The organism is Frondihabitans sucicola, from assembly GCF_030296615.1.
Classification (GTDB): domain Bacteria; phylum Actinomycetota; class Actinomycetes; order Actinomycetales; family Microbacteriaceae; genus Frondihabitans; species Frondihabitans sucicola.
In genome coordinates this window covers 1,407,490-1,434,227 of record NZ_AP027732.1, presented here as the reverse complement: position 1 = coordinate 1,434,227, position 26,738 = coordinate 1,407,490, and the positions used below count along the sequence as shown (strand labels likewise).

Genomic DNA, 26,738 nt, shown 5'->3' with positions numbered 1-26,738 from the left:
TGAGTGCCAATTGATTCTGGCACTCTGCCGTAACGAGTGCAAGTGCTGTCGGGAGGCTCTGGGGAGATGCGAAAAGGCGCCGCCCCACGGGGAGCGACGCCTTTACGCGAGTGCCGATCAGGCGAGGCGGACAGCCTCGGCCTGGGGGCCCTTGTTGCCGGTTCCGACTTCGAACACGACAGCCTGGCCCTCTTCGAGAACCTTGTATCCGCTCATGTCGATGGCCGAGTAGTGAACGAAGACATCTTGTCCGCCCCCTCGACGGTGATGAAACCGTAGCCCTTTTCAGCGTTGAACCACTTCACGGTCCCGTTGGCCATTTCGTACTCCTCTAGCTGTGTGACATGCGGCACCAGCCCAGTTGCGGAGTGCCGACTGGTTCCAGATAGTAATGAAGAAACGGGCCGAAAACTGTACCCCGACGGTAAAAAACAGGGCCGGGCGAACCAAAACGAGCGCTTCTTAACACGGCCGTAACCTGACTCGTCATTTCCTGTCACGCACGGGCCAGGATCACGACGTCACTGGGCTTTGTAGTCGGATCCCAAGACGACCGTGATGGTGGCCCCCGGGAAAGCGGTGCTCTGCTCTGCCGTGGCGATCCCGAGCTTCTGGGCGATTCCGAGCGCGATCGACTTGTTGAGCGCGTCGGAGTTGTCGTAGTAGACGACCGACGTCGCCACGTTGCTCGACGCATTGCCCTCGTTGCCGACCGTCCAGCCGCCGTTCTTGAGCGCCGTGCCGGCGTTCGCAGCGAGTCCGGCCGTGGTGGTCGCGTTCAGGATCGTGATCGTCGTCGTGGACGGGATCTTCGACGGGTCGAGCAGCGGCGCGGTCGTCGGAGTCGGAGTCGAGCTGGGCGTCTTCGACGAGGACGACGAGGAAGAGGACGACGACGACGACGACGAGGACGACGACGACGAGCCCGACGTCGAGCCGGCCCCGGGATCGGTGAACTGGAAGCTGTTGTTGGACAGCGAGAGCGCGCCGATGCCCACCGCGACGATGACGCCACAGGCCAGGGCGGCCCAGGCGAAGACGATCCAGCCCGAGTGGCGGCGCTTGCCGGAGCGATGCGCACCCACGCGGAGGAGGGAGTCGGGCACCCCGTCGAAACGATCGGGCGGGAACTTGGCCATGGCTTAGCGGTCTTCCGTGGGTCGGCGGGTCAGTGCCCGAAGGTGCGGGCGCTGCGCGCTGCGGCTCTCGAGTCGCGGAGACGCAGGAGTCTCGCGACGAGCATGGGCGCGTAGGCAAGTGCAGCGGGTTTTTCTATGAGCGAACCGAGCAATTGCTGATATCGCGGTGCGGTGAGACCGAGTTCTTTGCGGATGGCAGCCTCTTTGCGGGCCACCGAGACGGGGGCGTCCTGCTCGAAATCGAGGATGCGTCGATCGCGTTCGCTGAGGGAACCGAGCACACCTGCCTCGTCTTCTCGCATGAGCCGCCCTTCGGTCCCGGCCAGCCTAGAGTCACGGGCGGGCAGGATCGCGCAGGCACGGCGTGGTGCGTACGATCGGGGCGGTCACGGCCGATTCAGGCGGGTGCCGTGAGCGTCGCCCGTGCCGAGGGCGCGTCCGTCGAGAGCCAGGGTCGCGAAGTGCTCCGACCCGGTGAGCGAGCGCGCAGGATCGCCGAGGGTCGCGTGGATCCCGGCGAGCAGGCCGGTCTTCTCGTACGAGATCCACCGGACACCGAGTCGAGCGACGGCGTCGACGAACTCCTGACGCCGGGCGCCCGGGAGGTAGACGAGGGTTCCGGCCGTGACGACGACGGGCGTGATCCCGGCCGGAACGCCGGACACGAGCGAGTCGAGGCCGTCCACGGCATCTCCGGCAGCGATCGCCGCAGGATCACGCCGCGCCACGTCGACCGCGGATCGCAGGAGCGCGACACGGTCACCCTGGCCCGGCCAGAGCAGCGTCTCGAGCCAGACGGCGTCGGCCGCGCGGCGCACGTCGAGGGGCGCCACGTCGAGGCCGGCCCGGTGTCGGATCGAAGGCAGTGCCCGGGGATCCTGCGCGCCCCTCGGTTCGCCCTCGACGCGGAGGGTGAGACGAACAGAGCTCTGCGGATCACCCAGCGTGCGGGAGCCGCTCGCACTCGCGACGTCGATCCGGTACCGGTCGGGGTAGAGCCCGAGGCCGGCCGCCGCGCCGACCTCGAGGAGGGCGACCGGTCCGTCAAGTCGGGCCTCGGCGAGCGCGAGCGCGACCGGCGCCACGCGACGGACGTCGTTGGTCTGCGTGAGGCGCACGTCGAGCTCGGCGAGGAAGGCCTCGCGGTGAGCGATCAGCCACTCGTGCAGGGCCTCGTAGGGCGCCTCGGGTGCGCCCAGCAGACGCGCGACGGCGAACACGAGCACGGGTTGGCGCTGACCGGGCCGCGCCTGATCGATGAGGCGCAGGATCACGTCGTCGACGACGATCCGGTCGGCCCACTCCGCGTAGAGGGGAGAGTTCTGACGGGCCGCCGCGGTTGCGAACTCGCGAAACCGTTCGGCCGTGGTCATGCGTCCAGCCTAGGGTTACGCACAGCGTGCACCCGGTCGACTCACGGAATCATCGGGCCCCGCTCCGTGTTGAATGGGGTGGGTCCGGAGTGACCCGCAACGCGGCAACGAACACCGAAGAAGGAGCACCTCGTGGAGTACAAGGTCGAGAAGACAGACGCAGAGTGGCGCGAAGAGCTGAGCCCCGAGGAGTTCGCCGTTCTGCGGCAGGCCGCCACCGAACGCCCGTGGACGGGCGAACTGCTCGACGAGAGCCGCGCCGGCGTCTACACCTGCGCCGCCTGCGGCAACGAGCTGTTCAAGAGCGGTACGAAGTTCGACTCGAACTGCGGATGGCCGTCGTTCTACGAGTCGGTCCGCCCGGAGGCCGTCGAACTGATCGAAGACAAGTCGCTCGGCATGGTCCGCACCGAGGTCCGCTGCGCGAACTGCGGCTCGCACCTGGGCCACGTGTTCGACGACGGTTTCGGCACGCCGACCGGCGACCGCTACTGCATGAACAGCCTGTCCCTCAGCTTCGAGGCCGGCGAGTAGTGGGCGAAGCGGGACGCGCGCCCGTTCGCGAGGCGGCGCTCCGCCGGCGTTCCCGGTCGAAGGTGAACGGCGAGGCTCCGACACACGACGAGCTCCTCGAGCTCGTCGCCGCGGCAGGCACGGTGGCAGACCACTCGGGCCTCGAACCGTGGCGGATCATCGAGATCCGCGGTGCAGCGCGCGAGCGCGTCGGCCGCGCCATCGCCGTCGCAGGGGGTGCAGAAGGCCACGCCGCCGACAAACTCGCCGGCAAACCCCTGCGAGCGCCGCTGCTTCTGGCGGTGGTCCTCTCACCGCGCGAGAGCCGCAAGGTTCCGGAGTGGGAGCAGGAGTCGGTCGCCTCGGGCGTGGCTCACCTGCTGAGCCTGCTGCTGGACGAAGCGGGATGGGGCGTCATGTGGCGCACCGGAATCTGGACGAGGTCGGCCGAGGTGGCGGCGGCACACGGCCTGGCCGACGGCGAGAAGCTGCTCGGCTGGCTGTACGTCGGCGGCATCGAAGGCGACGAGAAACCGCGGAAGCCGCTGGACGCGGCCCGGTTCGTCAGCAGCCTGTAGCTGCGACCCTTCGGCGCCGAGAGGGCCTTACCAGGATCGGTTGCTACGACCGATGAACGTCATCGGGATGAAGAGCGCAGCCGTGCACGCGAGGATGCCGCCGAGGAACGTCAAGAAACGCCAGGCCTCATCGACCTGGAAGGCCAGACCGAAGCACAGGATTCCGAAGAGGAACAGCGCGATGGCGACCACGGCGATGACGATGTTGGACAACTTGGCTCCTCGAGACTCTACGAACGCTTCTCCTAGGGTATGCCCTCGCGCGACCTCGTCGCACACGGCGGGCGTCCTTTAGACTGTTCGCACTTGCCGACATGGCGCAATTGGTAGCGCAGCTGTCTTGTAAACAGCAGGTTGCGGGTTCAAGTCCCGCTGTCGGCCCTGTGTTTTTGGGGGCTGGCGTCCCCGCCGCCAGCCCGCAAGGGTTGCTCGTAGATGGAGTGGGTGCCGGCGCGTGAGGCTTGCGGGGTGGCGTCCCCGCTGCCAAGTCTGTGGGGCTGGCGTCCCCGCCGCCAGCCCGCAAGGGTTGCTCGTAGATGGAGTGGGTGCCGGCGCGTGAGGCTTGCGGGGTGGCGTCCCCGCAGGGCGTCCGCAGAGAGACCTCTGGGGCGCCGGCGCGTGGGGCTTGCGGGGTGGCGTCCCCGCAGGGCGTCCGCGGAGAGACCCCTGCAGTGCCGCCACGGTGGGGGCAAGATGTGGCGTCGCCGCCGAGCGACCGCAGTGAAGCCCGGGCGGTGGCGGCGCTGGGGCGTTCTTTAGCGGCGGCGGGCGGGCGGAAACGGTGACACGCCGGGCACGCCCCCGTTCTGGGGCGACCTTCTCTGGGGGAGATCATCCGGAAGGATGATGCGAGGGTCGAAGCATGATCACATCGACCCCGACCACGACCCCGAGCGGCGCGAGCGACCGCAGCGGCGCGGGCAGCGGCACGCGCAGCGCCCGCGGCCGGCTGGCCGTGGCCGCCATCGCCGCAGCAGCGTCCCTCGCCCTCGTCCTCGGTGCCTCCGCGACTCCGGCCGACGCCGCGAGCAAATCCTGGGGCGGCTACCCCAACGGCAAGATTCCGCTGACGTCGCTGTCCAAGGTCTCCAACGGGTGGCTCCGCCCCGACGCCGCCACGGCCTACAACTCTCTCGCCTCGGCGTTCAAGACGAAGTTCAAGAAACCACTGAGCGTCACGGAGGGCTACCGCACCTACGACACCCAGAAGTCGATCTTCACCTCGCGCTACACGGCGCACAGCACACCGCAGAAGAAGGACGTCGAGTGGGCCGGCAAGTACTGGGTCCAGAAACCCCACACCTCGGTGGCGGCCGTTCCCGGCACCTCCGTTCACGGCTGGGCCCTGGCGGTCGACTTCGGCGCGAACGTGAACAAGGCGGGAAGCACCGAGAAGAAATGGGCGGACGCCAACGGCCCCAAGTACGGCTGGTACCCGATCGGTAACACCTTCGGCGAGCCCTGGCACTTCGAGTTCACCCCGATTGCGAAAAAGAAGAAGTAGTATGCCGCATCAGGCATGCGCGGGGGAAAGCTTCAGGCACTTATCCAGTTGACTCGGTCGTAAACTCGAGGGGGTACAAAACGACCCGAGAAAACTCGATAGGGAGTCCCGTTGGACGGAAATGCAACGACGCGGCACAAGAATGTCGCCCTCCTGTCGGTCACGAGCATCATGGCCGACCGCGTCACCACCTCCGACGAACTCGATCGACGACTTCAACCCGTCCTCAAACGCCTCAAACTGCCCAAAGGGCTGCTCCAGAGGGTGGCCGGAGTCTTCGAGCGCCGTAACTGGAGCGACACGCAGACTTTCGAGAAGGCTGCCATCGAGGCGGGCAAGCGCGCCCTGTCCGAGGCGGGCATCCGTCCCGACCAGGTCGGGCTCCTCATCAACACGTCGATCACGCGCCGCAACCTTGAGCCGAGCGTCGCCGTCCACCTGCACGACGGCCTGGGCCTCGGCTCCGCCGCTCTCAACTTCGACATCGCCAACGCATGCCTCGGCTTCGTCAACGGCATGAACCTCGCCGCGTCGCTCATCGACGCGGGCCAGGTCGACTACGCGATCATCATCGACGGCGAAGACTTCGACGACGTGCAGACGAACACCGTCGACCGCCTCCTCAACGGCAACATCGCTCGGAAAGACTTCATGAGCGAGTTCGCGTCGCTCACGCTCGGATCGGGAGCGGCCGCGGCCGTCCTGGGCCGAGCCGACCTCCACCCCGAAGGGCACCGCATCGTCGGTGGCATCACCCGCTCCGCCAGCCAGTACAACGACCTCTGCGTCGGCACCGTGAACGGAATGTTCACCGACGCGAAGGGCCTGCTCAAGCACGGCATGGAGCTCGTGGTCCAGGCCTGGAGCGACGCCAAGCTCGAGTGGAACTGGGCGCACATGGACCGCTACGTCATGCACCAGGTGTCCGACATCCACACCGCCGACTTCGTCAAGTCCGCCGGGATCGATCGGGCGCTCGTCCCCCTCACCTACCCGACGCTCGGCAACGTGGGATCGGCCTCGATCCCGATCACGCTGGCACGCGAGTCGCAGACGCTCAGCAAGGGCGACCGGGTCCTGCTCATGGGCGTCGGCTCCGGTATCAACACCGCGATGACCGAGCTCGCCTGGTGAACTCCCGCCTGCCTCGCGCAGCCCAGGCGCCCGCCCCGGCGTCGCTCCCTCCCGCGGGGCTGCCGGGGCTCGATCCTGCTCTCTCGCGTCTCGTCCCTGCGGCGGCGCGCACCTGGCACGTCCTCGACAACGGTCCCGTGCTCGAGCGCGAGGGCATCGCGCCGATCGGCACCGTGCTCTGCGTGCACGGCAACCCGACCTGGTCGTTCCTCTGGCGCTCCTTCGTCTCCGGCGCAACCGACCAGGCCCTGAGGGGCGGCGACGCCTGGCGCGTCATCGCCGTCGACCAACTCGACATGGGCTTCTCCGAGCGCACCGCCGTCGAACGCGACCTGACCCTCAGGATCGGCGACCTCGCCGACCTCACCGACGCCCTCGAACTGACCGGAAAGGTCGTCACGTTCGGCCACGACTGGGGCGGCGTCATCTCCCTCGGCTGGGCGGTCGACCATCCCGACCTCCTCGCCGGAATCATGCTGCTGAACACGGCCGTCCACCAGCCGGAGTCGTCCAAGATCCCGGCGCCGCTCCGCCTCGCCCTCGGCCGGGGTGTGCTCGGAAAGGCCACCGTCTCGACGCCGGCGTTCCTCGAGACCACGCTCGCCCTCGGCCATCCTGCTCTCGCCCTCGACGTGAAGGAGGGCTACCGGGCGCCCTACCGCGGTGCCTCGCGACGGGGCGGTATCGGCGCTTTCGTCGCCGACATCCCGGCGAGCGCAAGCCACCCGAGCGACCCCGAGCGGCGTCGCGTGGCCGAGGCCCTGCTCTCCGTCGACGTCCCGGCCCTGATGCTCTGGGGGCCGCGAGACCCGATCTTCAGCGACCGCTACCTCGACGACCTCGTGTCGCGACTCCCGCGGGCCGACGTGCATCGTTTCGAGGGCGCCGGGCACCTCGTCGCAGAAGACGTCGACTTCGCTGCCGCGGCCCTCACCTGGTTGGGCGACCGGTTCGGCCGGGGAGCGCAGGATCCCGCCCCCGCCGAACCCGACGACGTCTCGTCCGTCTCCCTCCTCGCCGCCCTCGACGCGCGACGCTCCTCCGACGCGACAGCCGTGGTCGAGATGCCCCGCCGGGGTGACGTCGACGCCGCGCCCCGCGTCGTCTCCTGGCGAGCCCTCGGCCAGCGCGTCGACCGGCTCGCCAAAGGGCTCCTCGGTGCCGGAGTCGCGCGCGGCGACCGGGTCTCGCTCCTCGTGCCCCCGGGCGTCGACCTGACGATCGCCCTGTACGCCTGCCTGCGCATCGGCGCCGTCGTCGTGGTCGCCGACGCCGGGCTCGGCGTGAAGGGATTGACCCGAGCCGTTCGGGGCGCCTGGCCGGCGCACGTGATCGGCGCGCTGCCCGGGCTGTCCGCTGCCAGGGCGCTGGGGTGGCCGGGGCAGAAGATCTCGGTCACGAGCCTGCCCGCGGCCACGAGGATCGCCCTCGGCGTGACGCACTCGCTGCCCGAGCTGATGTCCGTCGGCGCCGCGGACTCCCGGCCCCTTCCTGCCGGACCAGCCGCGGATGATCCTGCCGCCATCCTCTTCACGTCGGGCTCGACCGGGCCCGCGAAGGGCGTGGTGTACAGCCACGGCCAGCTGGCCGCGGTCTGCCGCACCCTCGCCGAGACGTACGACGTGGGGCCCGACACGGGCCTCGTGGCCGGATTCGCGCCGTTCGCCCTTCTGGGGCCTGCCCTGGGCGCGCGCTCGGTGACGCCCGACATGGACGTCACCTCGCCGAAGACCCTCACGGCGACGGCCGTTGCCGATGCCGCGGCCGAGATCGACGCGACGGTCGTCTTCCTGTCGCCCGCGGCGCTCGCCAATGTCGTGGCGACCTCCGACGCGCTCGACCCCTGGCAGCAGAACGCCCTGCGCACGGTCGAGACGTTCCTCTCGGCGGGAGCGCCGGTGGGGTTACCGCTCCTCGAGGCGGCGGCCGAGCTGATGCCGAACGCGAGCGCGCACACGCCCTACGGCATGACGGAGGGGCTGCTGCTGACCGACGTCTCCCTCGACGAGATCCGCGCACTGCCCGAAGTCGGCGGCGTCTGCGTCGGCCGACCGGCAGCGGGGGTGCGAATCAGGATCGCTCCGCTGGCCGACGACGGGTCCTCGTCCGACTCGTTCGGGGAGACCGAGGGCGTCACCGGCGAGATCGTCGTCTCCGCCGCCCACGTCTTCGACCACTACGACCGCCTCTGGCTGACCGGCCGTGCTGCTCGACGCGGGGCGGAGCAGCACGCGCGCGCGGCCGAGAACGGCCAGACGACGAACCGCTGGCACCGGACGGGCGACGTCGGCCACCTCGACGCCGACGGCCGCCTCTGGGTCGAGGGGCGTCTCCCGCACGTGATCGTGACGGCGGGCGGGGTCGTCACCCCTGTCGAACCCGAGCAGCGCGTCGAGGGCGTCACGCGGATCAGCCGGGCCGCCGCCGTCGCAGCTGGACCGATCGGCACCCAGCAGGTCGTCGTCGTCGCCGAGACCGCACCGGGCACCGAGCGCCCGGCTCTCGCCGACGCGGCCCTCGCCGCCGAGGTACGAGCCGCAGCCGGAGTGCCCGTCGCCGCGGTCCTCGTCGTCCCGCGTCTGCCCACCGACGTCCGCCACAACTCCAAGATCGACCGCACGCGACTCAGCCGCTGGGCCGACTCGGTCCTGGCCGGCGGAGACCTGGTCGCCCCGTGACCCTCGTCCTCGTCACCGGCGCGAGCGGCCTGCTGGGCGGATCGGTGGCAGCGGAGCTGCTGCGCCGTGGGCACGAGGTCCGCACCTTCCAGCGCCGTCCGTCGGGCATCGAGGGCGCGCAGGATGCGACGGGCTCCGTCACGGATCCCGCCGCCGTCGTACAGGCCCTCGACGGTGTCGAGGCCGTGGTGCACCTGGCCGCGAGGGTGTCGCTCGCGGGCGACCCCGCCGAGTTCGCGGCCGTCAACGTCGGTGGCACGGCCGTCCTCCTCGACGCGGCCCGAGCCGGCGGGGTCTCCCGTTTCGTGTACGTGTCCTCCCCGTCGGTCGCGCACTCGGGCACGTCGATCGTCGGCGACGACGCGCGCCCGGCCGACCCGCGGCGAGCGCGCGGAGAGTACGCGCGCACCAAGGCCGAAGCCGAACGGGTGGCGCTGGCCGCCGACGATCCTGCTTTCCGCGTGGTGGCCGTTCGCCCTCACCTGGTGTGGGGACCGGGTGACACCCAGCTCGTCGGACGCATCGTCGATCGCGCGCGCGCCGGACGTCTGCCGCTCCTCGACCACGGAACCGCCCTGATCGACACCCTGTACCTCGACAACGCCGCAACCGGCATCGCGCAGACGCTCGAGCGCGCCGACGTCGTGCACGGCAACGCCTACGTGCTCACGAACGGAGAGCCGCGGCCGGTGGCCGAGCTGCTCAGCGGCATCTGCCTGGCCGCGGGCGTCCGACCCCCGACTCGGAGCGTCCCGGCTGGCCTGGCGCGCACTGCGGGCTCGCTCATCGAACTCGGCTGGCGCTTCCGGCCCGGCGCCGACGAGCCGCCGATGACCCGGTTCCTCGCGGAGCAGCTCTCGACGTCGCACTGGTTCGACCAGCGTCGCACCCGCCGCGACCTCGAGTGGACACCCGCGGTGACGCTCGACGAGGGTTTCGCGCGCCTCGCCGCCTCGTACGCGGCCGCCTCCCGCTGATCCTGCCCGCCCCTTCCCCTCCTTAAATCGAAGGGGATTCTCCCCCTCGGGCAGCGCTCATGCGGATCCGGTGCCTTCCCGCGAAAAATCCCCTTCGATTTGAGGGGGAGGGCAGGAGGGAGGGCAGGAGGGGCGAGAGCGCGCGTCAGGCGGGAGGAGGCCCGGCCGACGTCCGCTCCACGAACACGACCGGTGCCGGCTCGAACCGCGGCAGAGCGGGCTGCCCGGCCAGCTCCCCCAGCAGGACGCGCGCGGCCCGCGCCCCTGTGCCGTGGGGTCCTGCGCGAACGTGGTCAGACCGAGCGTCTCGCCGTAGGCGTGCCCGTCGATCCCGACGACCGAGATGTCCTCCGGCACTCGCAGCCCGGCCTGCCGAATCGCGAGCATCGCGCCGAACGCCATCTCGTCGGAGGCCGCGAACACCGCCGTCGGGAGGAGCTGCCGCACAGCAGCCGCTTCATCGAGTCGTGGCCGCCGGCGAAGGTGAACTCGCCGTTCGGGCTCCACTCCGGGATCGCCTCGATGCCGGCTTCGGCGAGCGCGTGGACGTAGCCCTGGTGGCGCTCGCCCGGTACCAGCACGTTCATGCCCGCTTCGTCCTGCCCGCCGATGTGCGCGATCCTTCGGTGCCCGAGCCCGAGAAGATAGGTCGTCGCGCGGGAGGCGACGTCGTGGTCGTCGATTCCGAGGTGACGGATGCCGGGTGCCGGCCCCCGATGACGAGGGTCGGATACTCGGTGAGCTCGAGCTGCTCGCGCTCGGCCTCGTCGAACACCAGCGACAGGAGGACGAGGGCGTCGACCCGCTTCCGCAGGATCGAACGGTGGAAGACCCGCTCGCGATTACCGGCTTGCCCGGCCAGATTGAACAGGATCAGGTCGTACCCCGCCCGCCGCAGTTCGGCGTCGACCCCCTCGAGCACCCGGATGTAGAACCACCGGTCGATCACCGGCACGACGACTCCGACCGCGTGGTTTCGGCCGGTGGCCAGCCCGGAGGCGGCCGACGACGGGATGTAACCCAGTTCGTCGGCCTTCCTCCGGACGGCCATCACGGTCGCGGGAGCAACGCTCGGCAGGTTTCGCAGGGCTCGGGAGACCGTCGCCTTCGACAGCCCGGTGGCGGATGCGATCTCCTGGATGCCACTCACGGTGCGACTCTACTTCGTCACTCGTGACCGGAACGATCCGTTGCCAGTTCCCCGGGCGCGGCGGTAGTGCGGCGGACGATGGCACCGCGATGGCGCACCTCGAGCACCAGCGCCACGACGAGCGCCAGCAGGATCAGCGCGTACGAGAGGGCCGGTCGCCCGGTCACCTCGCAGGCGATGGTGACCACCAGGAACAGCGCGGCGAACACGCCGAGGAATCCGATCATCACGTCGACCCGGTCGGTCGGCTTGGGCGGCGACATGCGAGCCATCGTCTAGCCCTTCACGCCGCCGGCGGTGAGGCCGGCCACGATGCGACGCTGGAAGACGAGCACCAGGATCACGAGCGGGATCGTCACGATGGTGCCCGCCGCCATGATCGCGGTGTACGGCTCCTGGTGCGGCACACTGCCCTGGAAGCCGGCGATGGCGATCGTCACCGGCTGCGTGGCGTCGCTCGAGAGTTGGCTCGAGATGAGGTACTCGTTCCAGGACGAGATGAACGCCAGGATCGCCGTCGTGAAGACGGCGGGAGCAGCGAGCGGCAGGATGATGCGCCGGAACGCCTGCACCCTGGTGCACCCGTCGATCCGGGCCGCCTCCTCGAGATCCCACGGCATCTCGCGGAAGAACGACGTCAGTGTGTACACCGTCAACGGCAGTACGAAGGAGATGCTCGGCAGGATCAGCGCCTGGTACTGCCCGATCCAGCCGAGGTTCGTGAAGAGCTGGAACAGCGGCGTGATGAGGGCGACGCCCGGGAACATGGAGGCGGCCAGGATGCCGCCGGCGATGATCGACTTCCCCTTGAAGTCGAGGCGGGCCAGCGCGTAGGCGGCGGTCGTCCCGACCAGGAGTCCGATGATCGTGACGACCGCGCCGATGAACAGGCTGTTCAGGAGAGCGCGCCCGAGGTGGTTCCCCAGTTCGGTCGAGAACGCGGTCGTGAAGTTGTCGAACGTCACGTGGCTCGGCCAGGCGTCGGTCGAGAACGTGAAGCCGACGTCGCGGAAGGCGGTGACGATCATCCAGTAGAACGGCAGCAGGCACCAGACGGCGATGACGATTGCGCTGATGGCCGTGCGGATCGCAGGACCGCGGCGCTTGTTGGTCCGGACGTTGACCTTAGCGTAGTCGGAGGACTTGCCCTGGGCGTTCGCCCGAGGACGATCGACGGCGACGCTCATTTGAGTTCACCCTTCTGCTGGGCGGCCTGCGTTTGCACCACGTTGGCTCCCAAGAACCGGACGAAGAGGAACGCGACCAGGAAGACGAGGAGGAAGGTGATCGTCGACAGGGCGGAGGCCGAGTTGAATCCCTGTCTGATCTGACTCACCACCAGGATCGACAGGGTGGTGGTCGCGTTACCGGTGCCACCACCTCCGCCGGTGAGGATCGCCGGGAGGTCGTACATGCGCAGCGCGTCCAGCACGCGGAACAGGACGGCGACCATCAGAGCCGGCTTGACGAGCGGGAGGGTGATCCGGAAGAAGCGCTGCACGGTCGACGCACCGTCCATCGAGGCGGCCTCGTAGACCTCTTCGGGGATGAGCTGCAGACCGGCGAGGATCAGGAGCGCCATGAACGGCGTCGTCTTCCAGGTGTCGGCGATGACGATCGCGAATCTCGACGACCACTCGCCCGAGGTCCAGATGATCTGGGTGCCGAGCACGTGGTTGAGGATGCCGTTGTAGTCGAAGATGAAGTACCAGAGCTTCGCAGTGACGGCGGTGGGAATCGCCCAGGGCACCAGGATCGCTGCGCGGACGAGGGCACGCCCGCGGAAGTTGCGGTTCATGATGATGGCCATCCACACGCCGATGACCGTCTCGAAGATCACGGTCACGACCGTGAAGAAGAGGGTGTTGCCGATGGCCTCCCAGAAGAGCGAGCCGATGTTGCCCGGGGGCACGCGGCGGTGCCGGCAGCCGTGGTGCACTGCTGCAGGAACCAGTGCGCGTAGTTGGCCACGCCGGCGAAGCCTCCGGCGACGAAGAGCCCGGTCGCCTTGTCGAGACCGGCGTCCTTCTGGAACGACATGATGACCGCGCTGACCACGGGATAGCCGATGACGACCGCGAGCAGGATGCCGGTCGGGACGATCAGGTAGAAGGCCCAGCGGCCGTGGGCCTCGTTGAGGCCGCCCTTCTTACGGGGCTTGACGGGTTTCGGTTCGCGAGAGATTGAAGGGAGATCGGTGAGTGCGGACACGGGGCCTCCTTGCCGAGTGTGCGGAACGGTTCAGCGGTGAGGGGAGGGGCGAGCAGGATCACGCGGATCCTGCTCGCCCCTTCGTCGTGCGTTGTTAGCCGGCGGCCTTGATGGCGGCCTGCATGTCTTTCAGCGCTTCGTCGACCGTCTTCGATCCCTTGAGAGCGGCATACGAGTTGTCTTGAATCGCCGCGGTGACAGCCGGGTAGAACGGCGACACGGGGCGCGGAACGGCACTCTGGATGCTCGTGAGCAGCGTCGGGAGGTAGGGCAGCTTCTTCACCAGGGCCGGGTCGGTGTAGAGGCTCGCGACCACCGGGGCGAGGGAGCCCTGCGTGGCGAAGAAGCTCTGCGTCTCGTTCGACTCGAGGAACTTGAGGAAGTCGTGAGCCGTCGCCTTGTGCTTCGAGTACACGCTGATCGCCGCGTTGTGACCGCCGAGCGTCGACGCTCCGACGCCGTCGACCCCGGGAAGCGGGGCGATGCCGAAGCTGGTCTTGACCTTCGACGAGCCGTCGGTCTTGGCCAGCGAGTAGACGTAGGGCCAGTTGCGCAGGAAGAGGAGCTTGCCGGCCTCGAACGCGGTGCGGCCGTTCTCCTCCTGGTACGTGATCGCCTCGGCGGGGATGTTGCCGTCCTTGAAGGCGTCGACGAGGTTCTGCAGACCCTTCTTCGCGGCGGCGGTGTCGACGGTCGGCGTTGTGCCGTTCTTGGCGAGGATGGAGCCGCCCGCGCCGTTGATGGCCTCGGCGGTGTTCACCGTGAGGCCTTCGTACTTGGCGAACTGGCCGGCGTAGCAGCCGATGCCGTGGGCCTTGGCGATGCTGCAGTCGGACATCATTTCGTCCCACGTCTTCGGCGGGGTCTTGACGAGGTCGGAACGGTAGTACAGCAGGCCTCCGTCGGAGGTCTGCGGTGCAGCGAAGAGCGTCTTGTTGTAGGTCGCGGTGGCGACCGTCGCCGGCAGGAGAGGCGACGTGTCGATCTTCATCTTGCCCGTGAGCGGAGTGAGCCAGCCCTTGGCTGCGAACTCAGCCGTCCACACGACGTCGACGTCGACGACGTCGTAGCCGGCGTCCTTGGCCTGGAAGTGCTGCACGAGGTCGTCGTGCTGCTGGTCGGCCTCGGTCGACTGCTCCTTGAAGGTGACCTTCTCGCTGGGGTGGGCTGCATTCCACTTGGCGATGAGCGGACGAATGACGTTGCTGTTGTCTTTGCCCTGAACGTACGTGATGGGGCCCCTGCTGCTGAGACCGGTCGAGGCGGCTCCTCCGCCGCCACCGCCCCCGGAGCTGCTGCCCGAACAGCCTGCCAATGCCAGCCCGATGACCGCGATACCGGCCACCGCGGCGAAACGCCTGGTTTTCATGTCTTCTCCTCATTGAGATCGCATCTGCTTCATTGCTTGGTGCCAGGCAAACATAACCCGTTCGCTGTAGAGACAGCAACCGGTTGCAGCAACCGGTTGCTCATCGTTACCTTTCCGTCGAGACCGACAACGAAGGACATTTCGTGCCGCCGTCCGCCGAACACGGAGCCCCCTGTTCGCCACTCCCCCGGTGTCACGGACGCCTTTCGGCGGCGCCGGGACAGGGGAGATCGGCGAACAGGGGGCGGTGGTCTCGTCGCGATCGGTGCTAGCGGCGGTAACGGTCTGCGGTCTCGCGCGCCTGATTCAGCAGCGCTGCGCCGCGCTCCTTGGTGACCGCCTTCGGCCCGATGACCACCAGCGTTCCGGCCATCTTGTCGTGCCAGCCCTGGCGACGTCCTGACGAGTCGAACGTCGGCGAGAGCAGCACCAGCAGTGCCCCGAAGGGGCCGACGAACGGGATCAGCCCGCCGAGTCCCGGCGAGATCCAGCGGAGGAAGGCGTTGCCCACGTTCGGCTTGCGGCCGTCGACCGCGCGGATGACGCGGAGACCGACGATCATCTTGCCGACCGTGCGGCCCCAGGCGGCGGTCATGACGACCTCGTAGACGTAGGCGAAGACGGCAGCCAGGAACGTCCCGAGAATGAATCCGCCGATGCCGGCGCCGATACTCGCGGCGCTCGACTCGAGGTACCCGTAACCCGAATACGTCGCGCGTGCGGATGCGGCGGCGGCGGCGCTGACGATCCGGGCGATGATCACGTACGCGAGCACCACGATCACGATGTCGATGAGTCGCGCACCGACGCGCTGGCCGAGGCTCGCCAGGCGGATCGCTCCGAGACCGGCGACCTGGACGTATTCCGTCGTCTGGCTCGCGACGGCCTCGGCGGCCACGTAGCCGGGAGTCGCCGGCTGCTGCGACTGCCACGGCACCGATCCCGCGTCGGGGACCGGGCCCGCCGCGGGGGCGGTGCCCACCGGCAGCGGGGTCGGCGCCGGCTGCGTCGGCGCCGGGAAATGCTGCGCCGGTGCTGCGGTCGGAGCGGGCGGCACGGTCGGAGCGGGCAGCGCCGTCGGAGCGGGCGGCACGGTCGGAGCCGGGGCGCTCGCGGCCGCGTGCGGAGCGACAGCGGTGAGCGCGGTTCCGCACGACGCGCAGAAGGCGCCCGACGATGCGGGAGTGCCGCACGCGGAGCAGAACCGAGGCTTGACCGGCGCTCCGGTCGAGTCGGTGGTGACGGAGTCGGTCATGGTGTTCCCCCAGGAAATGCTTGTGGGGGCGATCCTGCCCCCAGTGCGATCGATACGGGGGCGACGACAACGCGGCGCGCGCGACTTCCCCGGGATCAAGTCTGGCCAGCTTCTCCCGACAGCGCCTTCCCCAAGCGGGTGCCACCACGACCGAGCTGACCCCAGAAGAGGGGCACGATCACCACGCCGACGCTCCCCTAGGCTCGACGAAGAATCAGGAAGACCTCAGCGGACTGCTGGGTGTAGGGGAATCTGCAGTGCACTCTCACGTCGCTTCGTCGCGCGCCGACCACACGGGATCCGGCGCGAGCTCGCCGTCGGGGGCTCGCGCATGAGACCACGGCCGACCAGAAGCCGGGTGATCGTCATCGTCGCCGCGGCCCTCGTCGTCGCGGGCGGCGGCACGGCGACGTCCCTGGGCGTCGCGAGAGCCGCCGCGTCGGAGACCGCACGGCAGTGCACCGTCGCCGTCGGGGCCGGCGCAGCCGCGAGCAGGGCGGCCGCGGCCTCCAACACCTCGGCGGCAAAGGCCCTCACGGCCGCCGCGAGCGTTGCCCTGCCGGGCGGTGAAGGCTGGAAGAGCACCCCGTACGCCAACCGCCCGGCAGCCAAGGCGGTCGAGGCGGTCGCCGCCACGAAGAACACGAAAGCGGTCGTCGCGTCGCCCGCCCGCCCGAGTGGATCCGAGCTCACCAGCGCCGTGGCCGACGGCCGGAACGCACTCACCCACACTCCCCTTCCGACGACGTGTCTCACGCGGGAAGACGCCTCCGCGATCACCGGCCTCGCGAAGAAGTCCACACGTGAGCGGAAGGCGCTCGACGCACGCGTCGCGGCGCTCACGACGGACTTCGCGGCCTTCCAGACCTCGGAACACACCCGCGTGGCCGCCCAGGTCGCCGCGGCCAGGAAGAAAGCCGCCGAAGAAGCCGCCGCGAAGAAAGCCGCCGCCGAGGCCGCCGCGAAGAAAGCCGAGGCCGCCCGAGTCGCCGCGGCCGAGCGAAGCGCTGCCGCACAGAGCTACAGCGGCGGCGGGAGTTCCGGCAGCAGCTCCTCGCCACCCGTGAGGGGACGCGCTCCCGTCTCGAGCGGGGGTGGCCCCGTCGGCGGCGGACCCGTCCGCGGTGGACTCGGCGGAAACGTCGGCGGCGGCCAGGTCGGAAGCGGTGCCGGCCACGCCTGCGTCGTTTCCAACGGCCACGGCGGCACCACGGTCGTTCCCTGCAAGTAGGAGCGGCGGCGCCTGGCAGTGACACGAGCCCGAGTAAAGCAGAAAGCCCCCGGATTCCCGGGGGCTTTGTGCGTTACTCGAGCTGGGGTACCTGGACTCGAACCAAGAACAGCTGAACCAGAATCAGTCGTGTTGCCAATTACACCATACCCCATGATATTTCACACATTCGCCGAGCGATGGTGAAAACATGATCGACTCGTATTACCGAACCGAGTGTCTACTGTACAGCATCGGCGAGGTCTCCAATGCCGCCGACGAGGTCGCGATTGATGGTGGTGGCGGTCTTGGCCCCGGATCCTGCGGCCACGATCAGCTGCTGAGGCCCCGGGGCGGCGGACTCCCCGGCGACGTAGACCCCGGCCGCGGTCGTGCGGCCGTGACCGTCGGACACGAGGAGACCGTCGGCGTCGAGGTCGGCGGCGAGCCCCTCGAGGTAGTCGAGCTCGCTCGACCAGCCCGGGCGCACGAAACCCCCGACGACGTCGGCGATCTCTCCGTCGTCGAGACGCAGTCCGGTCACGCCGTCGCGACCCCCGACGACTTCGGCGATCGCTCGCCGGTCGACGCGGATCCCTCGGGAGTCGAGCGCTTCCTCCTCCAGCAGGGTGACGACGTCGCTGCCGTTCGTGAAGACGACGAGGTCGTTCGACCACTGGGTCAGGAACAGTGCACGCTCGGCGAGGTCGGGGTACTCCCCGATGACGGCGAGGCGTTGATCGCGCTTGTCGTACCCGTCGCACTCGATGCAGCTGTGGAACGCGGTCCCGTAGAACGCGCGCAGCCCTGCGATCTCCGGCAGCGTCTCGTGGAGCCCCGTGGCGACCAGGATCGTCCGAGCCACGGCCGTCGACTGCTTGTTCCGCATCGAGCACGCCAGCTCGAACCCGGCGTCGACACGTGTGACGGATTCGACGATGGTCATCCGGTGCTCGGCACCGTCGTACCGGAGGACCTCCTCGCGCCCCAGTTTGCGAAGTTCGAGCGGCGAGATGCCGTCCCGCGTCAAGAAACCGTGGGCCAGCAGCGTCGCGGAGTTGCGAGGGCGGTTGCTGTCGAGAAGCAGGACCCTGCGTCGAGCCCGCACGAGATTCAGCGCGGCGCTCAGGCCGGCCGGCCCACCTCCGATGACTGCGACGTCGTAGACCTCGGGATCGGACGCGACGGTCACGGCCGCGCCAGAAGCTTCTCGAGGCGAGCCACGGTCGAATCACGACCGAGGATCTCCATCGACTCGAACAGGGGCGGGCTGATCCTGCGCCCGGAAATGGCGACCCGGAGCGGCCCGAAGGCATTGCGAGGTTTGATTCCGAGCTGATCGACCAGGGCACCACGAAGAGCGACCTCGAGTTCGGCCGCGGTCCAGTGCCCGACCCCGCCGAGGGCTACGAGGGCCGCTCGCAGGACGTCGCCGGAGGTGTCGCCCAGCGTCTTGAGCGCATCGTCGTCGAAGGTGAGATCGTCGTCGCTCGTGAAGAGGAAGCCGAGGAGACCGGGAGTCTCGCCGAGGAGCTGCATGCGCTCCTGGACGAGAGGCGCCGCGTCGTCGAGGGTGCGCTGCTGGGCGGCCGTCGGAGGCGTCGCGAGGTAGTCGCCGAGGTACGGGACCAGCCGCCCGGCGAAGTCGTCGGCAGCGAGGAGGCGGATGTGATCGCCGTTGATCGACTCCGCCTTCTTCTCGTCGAAACGCGCGGGACTGGGATTCACGTCGGCGACGTCGAACGCGGCCACCATTTCGTCGAGGGAGAAGACGTCGCGGTCGTGCGTCAGCGACCAGCCGAGGAGGGCCAGGTAGTTGACGAGACCCTCGGGGATGAACCCGTTGTCGCGGTGGAGGAACAGGTTGGCCTCGGGGTCGCGCTTGGAAAGCTTCTTGTTGCCGCCGCCCATGACGTAGGGAAGGTGCCCGAAACGCGGGATGTACGTGGTCAGCCCGATCTCGACGAGCGCCTCGTAGAGGGCGATCTGCCGCGGAGTCGACGACAGGATGTCTTCGCCGCGCAGCACGTGGGTGACCCCCATCAGCGCATCGTCGACGGGATTCACGAACGTGTAGAGCGGAATGCCGTTGGGGCGAACCACGACGAAGTCTTTGAAGGACCCCTCCGGGAACGTGATCTCGCCACGGACGAGGTCGTCGAAGCTCAGGTCGCGATCGGGTACGCGAAGACGAAGCGCGGGCGAGCGACCCTCCGCTCGGAACGCCTCGCGCTCTGCGTCGGTGAGGTCGCGCTCGAAGTTGTCGTAGCCCTGCTTGGGGTCGCGACCGTTCGCGACGTTGCGCGCCTCGATCTCGTCCGCCGTGGCGAAGCTCTCGTAGAGCAGCCCGCGCTCTTTCAGCTGGTCGATGACGCCCTGGTACACGTCGTGCCGCTGCGACTGCCGATACGGGCCGTTGGGGCCACCGACCTCGACCCCTTCGTCCCAGTCGAGCTTCAGCCAGCGCAGCGCGTCGATGATCTGCGCGTAGCTCTCCTCGCTGTCGCGCGCGGCATCGGTGTCCTCGATCCGGAAGATCAGCTTGCCGCCGTTGTGACGGGCGTAGGCCCAGTTGAACAGGGCGGTACGGATGAGCCCGACGTGGGGCGTACCGGTGGGCGACGGGCAGAACCGGACACGCACGTCGGCGCCGGTCGCGGTGGTGAAGGAGGCAGACATCGCCGTCAATCCTACCGTTCGACGGATGCCGTCAGGCCGGGAGTTAAACGCAAAAAGGCCACCCGTGAGGGTGGCCTTTCTGGTGTTTCTAAATGGAGTCCGGCGGTGTCCTACTCTCCCACAAGGTCCCCCTTGCAGTACCATCGGCGCTGAGAGTCTTAGCTTCCGGGTTCGGAATGTGACCGGGCGTTTCCCTCTCGCTATGGCCGCCGAAACACTAGGTCAAGCAGTACACACCCATCAGGGTCTGCCGGCTTGAAGTCATGTCACGGAGCTTTCGCTCAGTATTGAATTATCTGTTCCACGAACCAGTCATCGACCGTGTTTCGGGAACCACAGAGTGGACGCAAGCATCACTGCCCAACCCGCAGAACGACGGGGTTGGGGGTGTTGTCAAGTTATCGGCTTATTAGTACCGGTCAGCTCCACGAGTCGTTAGTCCTCGCTTCCACATCCGGCCTATCAACCCAGTAGTCTAGCTGGGAGCCTCTCCCCCGAAGGGGATGGAAATCTCATCTCGAAGCCGGCTTCCCGCTTAGATGCTTTCAGCGGTTATCCGTTCCGAACGTAGCTAATCAGCGGTGCCCTTGGCAGAACAACTGACACACCAGAGGTTCGTCCATCCCGGTCCTCTCGTACTAGGGATAGATCTTCTCAAATTTCCTACGCGCGCAGCGGATAGGGACCGAACTGTCTCACGACGTTCTAAACCCAGCTCGCGTACCGCTTTAATGGGCGAACAGCCCAACCCTTGGGACCTACTCCAGCCCCAGGATGCGACGAGCCGACATCGAGGTGCCAAACCATGCCGTCGATATGGACTCTTGGGCAAGATCAGCCTGTTATCCCCGAGGTACCTTTTATCCGTTGAGCGACAGCGCTTCCACAAGCCACTGCCGGATCACTAGTCCCGACTTTCGTCCCTGCTCGACTTGTCAGTCTCACAGTCAAGCTCCCTTGTGCACTTACACTCGACACCTGATTGCCAACCAGGTTGAGGGAACCTTTGGGCGCCTCCGTTACTTTTTGGGAGGCAACCGCCCCAGTTAAACTACCCACCAGGCACTGTCCCAGAACCGGATCACGGTTCGTAGTTAGATATCCAAAGTGACCAGAGTGGTATTTCAACAATGACTCCACCCGAACTAGCGTCCGAGCTTCACAGTCTCCCACCTATCCTACACAAGCCACTCCGAACACCAATACCAAGCTGTAGTAAAGGTCACGGGGTCTTTCCGTCCTGCTGCGCGTAACGAGCATCTTTACTCGTAGTGCAATTTCGCCGAGTTCGCGGTTGAGACAGCTGGGAAGTCGTTACGCCATTCGTGCAGGTCGGAACTTACCCGACAAGGAATTTCGCTACCTTAGGATGGTTATAGTTACCACCGCCGTTTACTGGGGCTTAAATTCTGAGCTTCGCTTACGCTAACCCTTCCTCTTAACCTTCCAGCACCGGGCAGGCGTCAGTCCGTATACATCGTCTTGCGACTTGGCACGGACCTGTGTTTTTAGTAAACAGTCGCTTCCCACTGGTCTCTGCGGCCTTTCCCGCTCCCGGAGTAAATCCGTTCACGGTTCCGGCCCCCTTCTCCCGAAGTTACGGGGGCATTTTGCCGAGTTCCTTAACCACGATTCTCTCGATCTCCTTGGTATTCTCTACCTGACCACCTGAGTCGGTTTGGGGTACGGGCGGCTAAAACCTCGCGTCGATGCTTTTCTCGGCAGCATAGGATCACTGAATTCCCCCGTGAGGGGTACGCATCGGATCTCAGGCGCATTGACGACGGATTTGCCTATCGTCAGCCCTACATCCTTACACCAGGTTCACCTTACGGATACCATCGCCTGGCTCAGCTACCTTCCTGCGTCACACCTGTTAATACGCTAACCGCACCAGCATGGGGTCGAGCGTTAGACCGGCCGGCATCACCCCGAAGGGATCCACTCAGCCGGGTTAGGACTCTTAGCACCACTGGATTAGCTTGGGCGGTTTTTCGCCGGTACGGGAATATCAACCCGTTGTCCATCGACTACGCCTGTCGGCCTCGCCTTAGGTCCCGACTTACCCAGGGCGGATTAACCTGGCCCTGGAACCCTTGGTCTTTCGGAGGACGGGTTTCTCACCCGTCTTTCGCTACTCATGCCTGCATTCTCACTCGTGTAGCGTCCACGACTGGTTTCCACCGCCGCTTCACTCGCCACACGACGCTCTCCTACCACTCCATACGACTGAACCACGAAGGCTTGTCTAAAATATGAAATCTACAACTTCGGTGGTGTGCTTGAGCCCCGTTACATTGTCGGCGCGGAATCACTTGACCAGTGAGCTATTACGCACTCTTTCAAGGGTGGCTGCTTCTAAGCCAACCTCCTGGTTGTCTCTGCAACTCCACATCCTTTCCCACTTAGCACACGCTTAGGGACCTTAGTTGGTAGTCTGGGTTGTTTCCCTCTCGACGATGAAGCTTATCCCCCACCGTCTCACTGCTGCGCTCTCACTTACCGGCATTCGGAGTTTGGCTGACGTCAGTAAGCTTTTGGGCCCCATCGGCCATCCAGTAGCTCTACCTCCGGCAAGAAACACGCAACGCTGCACCTAAATGCATTTCGGAGAGAACCAGCTATCACGAAGTTTGATTGGCCTTTCACCCCTATCCACAGCTCATCCCCTCCATTTTCAACTGAAGTGGGTTCGGTCCTCCACGACGTCTTACCGTCGCTTCAACCTGGCCATGGATAGATCACTTCGCTTCGGGTCTAGGACATGCGACTGAATCGCCCTATTCAGACTCGCTTTCGCTACGGCTACCCCTCACGGGTTAACCTCGCCACATATCGCTAACTCGCAGGCTCATTCTTCAAAAGGCACGCTGTCACCCCTACTAAGGAGGCTCCAACGGTTTGTAAGCAAACGGTTTCAGGTACTATTTCACTCCCCTCCCGGGGTACTTTTCACCTTTCCCTCACGGTACTTGTCCGCTATCGGTCATCTGGGAGTATTTAGGCTTATCAGGTGGTCCTGACAGATTCACACGGGATTTCTCGGGCCCCGTGCTACTTGGGATACGCATCCAGCCAGCAACACCATTTCGGCTACGGGGTTGGCACCCTCTATGACCCGCCTTTCAATGCGGTTCGCCTATAATGCGCTGTAACTGCTCCAAGCCGGCAGACTTGAAAAACACGTCCCACAACCCCGACCATGCAACGACCGCCGTCTATCACACATGACCGGTTTAGCCTCTTCCGATTTCGCTCGCCACTACTCACGGAATCACTGTTGTTTTCTCTTCCTGTGGGTACTGAGATGTTTCACTTCCCCACGTTCCCTCTACCCGCCCTATATATTCAGGCGGGAGTCACCAGGTCAGCACGCCGCCTGGCGGGGTTTCCCCATTCGGAGACCCTCGGATCACAGCTCGATTATCAGCTCCCCGAGGCTTATCGCAGATTTCTACGTCCTTCTTCGGCTCCAGATGCCAAGGCATCCACCGTTTGCTCTTAAAAACTTGACCACAAAGAACCACGACAAATACGGCCCCATCCGAAGACAGAACCCATTCGCGCGGCATATCAGTGTTATCTCGTTACCCCACCCGGCCAAAGACCGACTGGGGAAGAAATTGCACTCGGATGACACTCAAAGAGCGCATCCAAGATGCTCGCGTCCACTGTGTAGTTCTCAAAAAACGGGCGACACCAAGAAACCCGAGCAAGTGATGCCCGACCTCAAAGTCCGCAAGAGGAGTTCAACCACCCACACCCGATAACTCGAGCGCCGGCCGGCTTGGTCCCTCAGGACCCAACAACGTGCACGCCCCCACCACCCGACCCCGCAACCGTTCCGAACCCCCAAAGGAGCTGTACTAAGCACGAAGCCTTCGTGTGAAGGCCACTGTCAATGTTCCACCCATGAGCGCCACCCACAGACATTCGCTGTGGACTGACTTGACTGCATCATCCGGCTGTAGACAGACCGGGCAGTACATGCTCCTTAGAAAGGAGGTGATCCAGCCGCACCTTCCGGTACGGCTACCTTGTTACGACTTAGTCCTAATTACCGATCCCACCTTCGACAGCTCCCTCCCACAAGGGGTTGGGCCACCGGCTTCGGGTGTTACCGACTTTCATGACTTGACGGGCGGTGTGTACAAGGCCCGGGAACGTATTCACCGCAGCGTTGCTGATCTGCGATTACTAGCGACTCCGACTTCATGAGGTCGAGTTGCAGACCTCAATCCGAACTGAGACCGACTTTTTGGGATTCGCTCCACCTTACGGTATTGCAGCCCTTTGTATCGGCCATTGTAGCATGCGTGAAGCCCAAGACATAAGGGGCATGATGATTTGACGTCATCCCCACCTTCCTCCGAGTTGACCCCGGCAGTCTCCTATGAGTTCCCACCATAACGTGCTGGCAACATAGAACGAGGGTTGCGCTCGTTGCGGGACTTAACCCAACATCTCACGACACGAGCTGACGACAACCATGCACCACCTGTATACCGACCTTGCGGGGCGACCATCTCTGGACGTTTCCGGTATATGTCAAGCCTTGGTAAGGTTCTTCGCGTTGCATCGAATTAATCCGCATGCTCCGCCGCTTGTGCGGGCCCCCGTCAATTCCTTTGAGTTTTAGCCTTGCGGCCGTACTCCCCAGGCGGGGAACTTAATGCGTTAGCTGCGACACAGAAACCGTGGAATGGCCCCTACATCTAGTTCCCAACGTTTACGGCATGGACTACCAGGGTATCTAATCCTGTTCGCTCCCCATGCTTTCGCTCCTCAGCGTCAGTAACGGCCCAGAGATCTGCCTTCGCCATCGGTGTTCCTCCTGATATCTGCGCATTCCACCGCTACACCAGGAATTCCAATCTCCCCTACCGCACTCTAGTCTGCCCGTACCCACTGCAGGCTGGGGGTTGAGCCCCCAGATTTCACAGCAGACGCGACAAACCGCCTACGAGCTCTTTACGCCCAATAATTCCGGACAACGCTTGCACCCTACGTATTACCGCGGCTGCTGGCACGTAGTTAGCCGGTGCTTTTTCTGCAGGTACCGTCAAGAGCAAGCTCCCTTCTTCCCTACTAAAAGAGGTTTACAACCCGAAGGCCGTCATCCCTCACGCGGCGTTGCTGCATCAGGCTTTCGCCCATTGTGCAATATTCCCCACTGCTGCCTCCCGTAGGAGTCTGGGCCGTGTCTCAGTCCCAGTGTGGCCGGTCACCCTCTCAGGCCGGCTACCCGTCGTCGGCTTGGTGAGCCATTACCTCACCAACTACCTGATAGGCCGCGAGTCCATCCTTGACCAAACAATCTTTCCACCCCCAGCCGATGCCAGCAGGGGTCATATCCGGTATTAGACGTCGTTTCCAACGCTTATCCCAGAGTCAAGGGCAGGTTACTCACGTGTTACTCACCCGTTCGCCACTAATCCCTGGAGCAAGCTCCAGATCATCGTTCGACTTGCATGTGTTAAGCACGCCGCCAGCGTTCGTCCTGAGCCAGGATCAAACTCTCCGTAAAAGAAAAACACCACCAACCACCGGAATAGGCAGCTGACAGCAAGTTTGATACTGACCAAAAGGTACAAATCAATCTGACGATTGTTGTCCATTTCAATCTCAAAGAAACCCAACACCCAACCAACCCCACCCCCACAAAGGAGACAAGACCAATCGAATGCCGGAGTATAAATTGGCATTTGACAATGTGCACGCTGTTGAGTTCTCAAGGACCAAACGCACCCCAAACCCAACCACAAAAGTGATCTTCGCCGAAGGCAACTTTCAAACCTTATCCACCCCAACGGGCCCTGTCAAACCTGGTCAAACGACCGGATCAACACGACTTCGGAAGCCATAAAAGGCGTCCGCACCTGGCCGAAACCAGAAGGTGGAGGACTTGCAATCCTAGCCACAACCCGGCGGACTCGCAAGCAAGCCAGGCTCTAAGCGAGCCAATCTGGGGGAAGGATGTCACCACTTGAGGAAGGCCGACAGAACTGGACCCGAAGAAGACTTCGGCCCCGGCCCGTTTCCGTTCCTTTGGGCTGACAGGAAGAAACATTACGGGCGAACGCCGGTCTCGGCAAATCCTGCCCGCATCCCGGGCGTGTCGCACTTACGAGCCCCGGAATTCCGGCGCATGCACGCGAAGGCGACTCGCGGCTACGACCGGTTCTTCGCCGGGTTGATGAGCGACCCGAGCCCCTCGATGCTGATCTCCACGGTCTGCCCCGCGGTGAACGGCCCGACTCCGGCCGGCGTTCCGGTCAGGATGACGTCGCCGGGCAGCAGCGTGAAGATCTCGCTGACGTACGCGATGATGTCCGGGATCTTGTGGATCATCTGTGCGGTCGACTCGCTCTGGAGGAGTTCGCCGTCGACTCGCGACTGGATCTTGAGGTCGCTCCAGTCGAGCTCCGTCTCGATGTACGGCCCCAGCGGGCAGAAGGTGTCATAGCTCTTCGCCCTGGTCCACTGCCCGTCGTCCTCTTGCGGCCCCCGGGCGGAGACGTCGTTGCCGATGGTGTAGCCGAAGACGACGTCGGCGTAGTCGTCGGCCTTCACCCGCTTGGCGATGCTGCCGATGACGATGGCCAGTTCGCCTTCGAGGTCGATCCTTCCCTCCACCGGAGGGATCTGGATCGAGTCGCCCGGGCCGATGACCGTCGTGTTCGGCTTCATGAAGACGATCGGGAATTCGGGGGCCTCTTGACCCATCTCGTCCGCGTGGTCGTAGTAGTTCAGCCCGATGCCGATCACCTTGGAGCGCGGGATCACCGGGGCGAGAATCTTGGTGCTCCGGAGCGGGACCCGCTCGCCCGTCGTCTCGTAGCCGGCGAACATGGGGTCGCCGGCCAGGACGACGAGATCTTCACCGTCGACGACGCCGAAGCGGGGATCTTCCCCAGGGCTGGAAAAACGCGCGATCTTCACGAGTCGAGCCTAACGCCCGCCTGGGC

20 protein-coding genes, 2 tRNA genes, 3 rRNA genes and 2 pseudogenes are annotated in these 26,738 nt (G+C 65.7%); 8 read left to right on the top strand and 19 right to left on the bottom strand.

The window, feature by feature from the left end:
• Nucleotides 1–117: 117 nt before the first annotated feature.
• The 4 genes and pseudogenes from QUE79_RS07525 to QUE79_RS07510 form a co-directional block, all read right to left on the bottom strand.
• Nucleotides 118–320 (bottom strand): annotated as a pseudogene (locus tag QUE79_RS07525) (cold-shock protein).
• Nucleotides 321–521: 201 nt separating this feature from the next.
• Nucleotides 522–1,139, bottom strand: a complete 618-nt coding sequence (locus QUE79_RS07520; RefSeq protein ID WP_286346125.1) for a LytR C-terminal domain-containing protein — start codon at nucleotides 1,137–1,139, stop codon at nucleotides 522–524.
• Between the two features lie 29 nt (nucleotides 1,140–1,168).
• Nucleotides 1,169–1,441 carry a DUF3263 domain-containing protein gene (locus QUE79_RS07515; protein WP_286346124.1) on the bottom strand — a complete coding sequence of 91 codons (273 nt, stop codon included), beginning with the start codon at nucleotides 1,439–1,441 and terminating at the stop codon, nucleotides 1,169–1,171.
• Between the two features lie 84 nt (nucleotides 1,442–1,525).
• The gene (locus tag QUE79_RS07510; protein ID WP_286346123.1) at nucleotides 1,526–2,512 is read right to left on the bottom strand and encodes a DUF2332 domain-containing protein; all 987 of its coding nucleotides are present in this window, start codon (nucleotides 2,510–2,512) and stop codon (nucleotides 1,526–1,528) included.
• Between the two features lie 132 nt (nucleotides 2,513–2,644).
• Between QUE79_RS07510 and msrB the strand changes: the two genes are divergently transcribed.
• Nucleotides 2,645–3,046 carry a peptide-methionine (R)-S-oxide reductase MsrB gene (msrB, locus tag QUE79_RS07505; RefSeq protein WP_286346122.1) on the top strand — a complete coding sequence of 134 codons (402 nt, stop codon included), beginning with the start codon at nucleotides 2,645–2,647 and terminating at the stop codon, nucleotides 3,044–3,046.
• A complete protein-coding gene (locus QUE79_RS07500) occupies nucleotides 3,046–3,603 on the top strand; it encodes a nitroreductase family protein (RefSeq protein WP_286346121.1) in 558 nt (185 codons plus the stop codon). The genes msrB and QUE79_RS07500 overlap by 1 nt, the downstream gene beginning before the upstream one ends.
• Before the next feature lie 27 nt (nucleotides 3,604–3,630).
• On the opposite strand, the gene QUE79_RS07495 is transcribed toward QUE79_RS07500, so the two are convergent.
• Nucleotides 3,631–3,816: a hypothetical protein gene (locus tag QUE79_RS07495; protein WP_286346120.1), complete on the bottom strand. Its 186-nt coding sequence runs from the start codon at nucleotides 3,814–3,816 to the stop codon at nucleotides 3,631–3,633.
• Nucleotides 3,817–3,911: 95 nt separating this feature from the next.
• On the opposite strand from QUE79_RS07495, the gene QUE79_RS07490 reads away from it, so the two are divergent.
• From QUE79_RS07490 to QUE79_RS07470, 5 genes are all read left to right on the top strand, one after another.
• A tRNA-Thr gene (locus tag QUE79_RS07490) sits at nucleotides 3,912–3,984 on the top strand.
• A gap of 481 nt (nucleotides 3,985–4,465) precedes the next feature.
• Complete coding sequence (locus QUE79_RS07485; protein ID WP_286346119.1) at nucleotides 4,466–5,107, top strand: M15 family metallopeptidase; 642 nt, start codon at nucleotides 4,466–4,468, stop codon at nucleotides 5,105–5,107.
• 111 nt (nucleotides 5,108–5,218) lie between these two features.
• Entirely contained in the window at nucleotides 5,219–6,241 is a 1,023-nt protein-coding gene (locus QUE79_RS07480; RefSeq protein ID WP_286346118.1) for a 3-oxoacyl-ACP synthase III, read from the top strand.
• Nucleotides 6,238–8,919, top strand: coding sequence for an alpha/beta fold hydrolase (locus QUE79_RS07475; RefSeq protein WP_286346117.1), 2,682 nt, complete (start codon nucleotides 6,238–6,240; stop codon nucleotides 8,917–8,919). Before QUE79_RS07480 ends, QUE79_RS07475 begins: the two co-directional genes overlap by 4 nt.
• Entirely contained in the window at nucleotides 8,916–9,896 is a 981-nt protein-coding gene (locus QUE79_RS07470; RefSeq protein ID WP_286346116.1) for an NAD-dependent epimerase/dehydratase family protein, read from the top strand. The genes QUE79_RS07475 and QUE79_RS07470 overlap by 4 nt, the downstream gene beginning before the upstream one ends.
• Nucleotides 9,897–9,953: 57 nt before the next feature.
• Here the strand turns inward: QUE79_RS07470 and QUE79_RS25335 are convergent, their stop codons facing one another.
• From QUE79_RS25335 to QUE79_RS07435, 7 genes and pseudogenes are all read right to left on the bottom strand, one after another.
• Nucleotides 9,954–10,403: a substrate-binding domain-containing protein gene (locus QUE79_RS25335; RefSeq protein ID WP_350271660.1), complete on the bottom strand. Its 450-nt coding sequence runs from the start codon at nucleotides 10,401–10,403 to the stop codon at nucleotides 9,954–9,956.
• Nucleotides 10,404–10,479: 76 nt separating this feature from the next.
• Nucleotides 10,480–11,046, bottom strand: coding sequence for a LacI family DNA-binding transcriptional regulator (locus QUE79_RS07460; RefSeq protein WP_286346114.1), 567 nt, complete (start codon nucleotides 11,044–11,046; stop codon nucleotides 10,480–10,482).
• Between the two features lie 17 nt (nucleotides 11,047–11,063).
• Nucleotides 11,064–11,309 carry a hypothetical protein gene (locus QUE79_RS07455; protein ID WP_286346113.1) on the bottom strand — a complete coding sequence of 82 codons (246 nt, stop codon included), beginning with the start codon at nucleotides 11,307–11,309 and terminating at the stop codon, nucleotides 11,064–11,066.
• A 12-nt stretch (nucleotides 11,310–11,321) separates the two neighbouring features.
• Nucleotides 11,322–12,233 carry a carbohydrate ABC transporter permease gene (locus QUE79_RS07450; protein WP_286346112.1) on the bottom strand — a complete coding sequence of 304 codons (912 nt, stop codon included), beginning with the start codon at nucleotides 12,231–12,233 and terminating at the stop codon, nucleotides 11,322–11,324.
• Nucleotides 12,230–13,230 (bottom strand): annotated as a pseudogene (locus QUE79_RS07445) (carbohydrate ABC transporter permease). Before QUE79_RS07445 ends, QUE79_RS07450 begins: the two are co-directional and overlap by 4 nt.
• Before the next feature lie 121 nt (nucleotides 13,231–13,351).
• Entirely contained in the window at nucleotides 13,352–14,626 is a 1,275-nt protein-coding gene (locus QUE79_RS07440; RefSeq protein WP_286346111.1) for an ABC transporter substrate-binding protein, read from the bottom strand.
• Between the two features lie 268 nt (nucleotides 14,627–14,894).
• Nucleotides 14,895–15,881 carry an RDD family protein gene (locus QUE79_RS07435; protein ID WP_286346110.1) on the bottom strand — a complete coding sequence of 329 codons (987 nt, stop codon included), beginning with the start codon at nucleotides 15,879–15,881 and terminating at the stop codon, nucleotides 14,895–14,897.
• Between the two features lie 358 nt (nucleotides 15,882–16,239).
• Here QUE79_RS07435 and QUE79_RS07430 point away from each other — a divergent pair, with 358 nt between their 5' ends.
• Nucleotides 16,240–17,112, top strand: a complete 873-nt coding sequence (locus QUE79_RS07430) for a hypothetical protein (RefSeq protein WP_286346109.1) — start codon at nucleotides 16,240–16,242, stop codon at nucleotides 17,110–17,112.
• A gap of 82 nt (nucleotides 17,113–17,194) precedes the next feature.
• Here QUE79_RS07430 and QUE79_RS07425 read toward each other — a convergent pair.
• The 7 genes from QUE79_RS07425 to QUE79_RS07395 all read right to left on the bottom strand — a co-directional run bounded on the left by QUE79_RS07425 (nucleotide 17,195) and on the right by QUE79_RS07395 (nucleotide 26,712).
• Nucleotides 17,195–17,266 (bottom strand) — tRNA-Gln (locus QUE79_RS07425).
• Between the two features lie 66 nt (nucleotides 17,267–17,332).
• On the bottom strand, nucleotides 17,333–18,283 hold the full coding sequence (locus QUE79_RS07420) for an NAD(P)/FAD-dependent oxidoreductase (protein WP_286346108.1): 951 nt from the start codon (nucleotides 18,281–18,283) through the stop codon (nucleotides 17,333–17,335).
• Complete coding sequence (gene gltX / locus QUE79_RS07415) at nucleotides 18,280–19,770, bottom strand: glutamate--tRNA ligase (RefSeq protein ID WP_286346107.1); 1,491 nt, start codon at nucleotides 19,768–19,770, stop codon at nucleotides 18,280–18,282. Before gltX ends, QUE79_RS07420 begins: the two co-directional genes overlap by 4 nt.
• A 97-nt stretch (nucleotides 19,771–19,867) precedes the next feature.
• A 5S ribosomal RNA gene (gene rrf, locus QUE79_RS07410) occupies nucleotides 19,868–19,984 on the bottom strand.
• A 175-nt stretch (nucleotides 19,985–20,159) separates the two neighbouring features.
• Nucleotides 20,160–23,285: ribosomal RNA gene (locus QUE79_RS07405) — 23S ribosomal RNA — on the bottom strand.
• A gap of 483 nt (nucleotides 23,286–23,768) precedes the next feature.
• Nucleotides 23,769–25,297: ribosomal RNA gene (locus tag QUE79_RS07400) — 16S ribosomal RNA — on the bottom strand.
• Together the 16S, 23S and 5S rRNA genes form the textbook arrangement of a ribosomal RNA operon.
• A 644-nt stretch (nucleotides 25,298–25,941) precedes the next feature.
• Nucleotides 25,942–26,712, bottom strand: coding sequence for a fumarylacetoacetate hydrolase family protein (locus QUE79_RS07395; protein WP_286346106.1), 771 nt, complete (start codon nucleotides 26,710–26,712; stop codon nucleotides 25,942–25,944).
• Nucleotides 26,713–26,738: the final 26 nt, after the last annotated feature.

What these genes read in the sequence shown, in the direction of transcription:
- QUE79_RS07520 (WP_286346125.1), bottom strand. Translation starts at nt 1,139, where the DNA reads ATGGCCAAGTTCCCGCCCGATCGTTTCGACGGGGTGCCCGACTCCCTC.
- QUE79_RS07515 (WP_286346124.1), bottom strand. Translation starts at nt 1,441, where the DNA reads ATGCGAGAAGACGAGGCAGGTGTGCTCGGTTCCCTCAGCGAACGCGAT.
- QUE79_RS07510 (WP_286346123.1), bottom strand. Translation starts at nt 2,512, where the DNA reads ATGACCACGGCCGAACGGTTTCGCGAGTTCGCAACCGCGGCGGCCCGT.
- QUE79_RS07485 (WP_286346119.1), top strand. Translation starts at nt 4,466, where the DNA reads ATGATCACATCGACCCCGACCACGACCCCGAGCGGCGCGAGCGACCGC.
- QUE79_RS07455 (WP_286346113.1), bottom strand. Translation starts at nt 11,309, where the DNA reads ATGTCGCCGCCCAAGCCGACCGACCGGGTCGACGTGATGATCGGATTC.
- QUE79_RS07450 (WP_286346112.1), bottom strand. Translation starts at nt 12,233, where the DNA reads ATGAGCGTCGCCGTCGATCGTCCTCGGGCGAACGCCCAGGGCAAGTCC.
- QUE79_RS07440 (WP_286346111.1), bottom strand. Translation starts at nt 14,626, where the DNA reads ATGAAAACCAGGCGTTTCGCCGCGGTGGCCGGTATCGCGGTCATCGGG.
- QUE79_RS07435 (WP_286346110.1), bottom strand. Translation starts at nt 15,881, where the DNA reads ATGACCGACTCCGTCACCACCGACTCGACCGGAGCGCCGGTCAAGCCT.
- gltX (WP_286346107.1), bottom strand. Translation starts at nt 19,770, where the DNA reads ATGTCTGCCTCCTTCACCACCGCGACCGGCGCCGACGTGCGTGTCCGG.